This is a genomic window from Terrabacter sp. RAF57 (assembly GCF_052113925.1).
In the GTDB taxonomy this organism is placed as follows: Bacteria; Actinomycetota; Actinomycetes; order Actinomycetales; family Dermatophilaceae; genus Terrabacter.
In genome coordinates this window covers 1-1,104 of the sequence record NZ_JBFRDT010000055.1, presented here as the reverse complement: position 1 = coordinate 1,104, position 1,104 = coordinate 1, and the positions used below count along the sequence as shown (strand labels likewise).

Below are 1,104 nucleotides of genomic sequence, written 5' to 3'. Positions count from 1 at the left end.
TGTACTGACCGGGCACGTTGGTTGAGGGAATGCGACTCATCGCTCTGAGCTGCTGACGTGGGAGGGCCTCCCGCGGTGGAGTGGAACTGCTCAAGGTTCACTTCGCCAAACAGGAGGCCCTCGTGTCCCACGCTAACGCTGCCCTCACCCCACGCGCCCGGCTCCGGGTGGCCCAGCTCGTCGTCGACCAGCACGTGCCGATCGCGGAGGTTGCGGCCCGGTTCCAGTGCTCGTGGCCCACGGTCAAACGCTGGGCCGAGCGGTACGCCGCCGGGGAGACGATGACCGACCGGTCCAGCCGACCCCGGTCGATGCCGGCCAAGACCCTCCCGGCGACGACCAAGCGGATCGTGGCGTTGCGGCTGCGTAAACGCCTGGGCCCGGTCCAGCTCGCCGCCCTGACCGGCGTCGCGCCCTCGACGGCACACCGCGTGTTGACCCGTTGCCGCCTGAACCGGCTCTCGCATGTCGACCGGGCCACCGGTGAGCCGGTGCGCCGCTACGAGCACGAGCACCCGGGGGCGATGCTGCACGTGGACGTCAAGAAGCTGGGCAACATCCCCGACGGCGGCGGCTGGCGTTACGTCGGGCGCACCCAGGGAAAGCGCAACCGCGCCGCAACGCCGGGCAAACCCAGGAACGACCACCGCAACCCGAAAATGGGCCACGCATTCGTGCACACCGTCATCGACGACCACTCCCGAGTGGCCTACGCCGAGGTCCACGACGACGAGACCGCCACCACCGCTGTCGCGGTCCTACGCCGCGCGGTGAACTGGTTCGCCCTCCGCGGGATCAGGACCGAGCGGGTGCTGTCCGACAACGGCTCCGCCTACCGCTCCCACCTGTGGCGCGACACCTGCGCCGAACTGGCCATCAAGCATTCACGCACCCGGCCCTACCGGCCCCAGACCAACGGCAAGATCGAACGCTTCCACCGCACCCTCGCCGACGGCTGGGGATACGCCCACTGCTACACCTCAGAGGACGAGCGACGGGCGGCCCTGCCAGCATGGCTCCACGAGTACAACCACCACCGACCCCACACCGCCTGCGGGAACAAGCCACCCATCACCCGCTTAACCAACCTGTCGGGTCAGTACA

The 1,104-nt window shown here is 69.0% G+C and carries 1 protein-coding gene; it reads left to right on the top strand.

Annotated features, from left to right (window positions below; all coding sequences use genetic code 11):
• Positions 1-122: 122 nt before the first annotated feature.
• On the top strand, positions 123-1,104 hold a 982-nt coding region (locus tag AB4Y83_RS22665; RefSeq protein WP_442298278.1), incomplete at its 3' end, for an IS481 family transposase.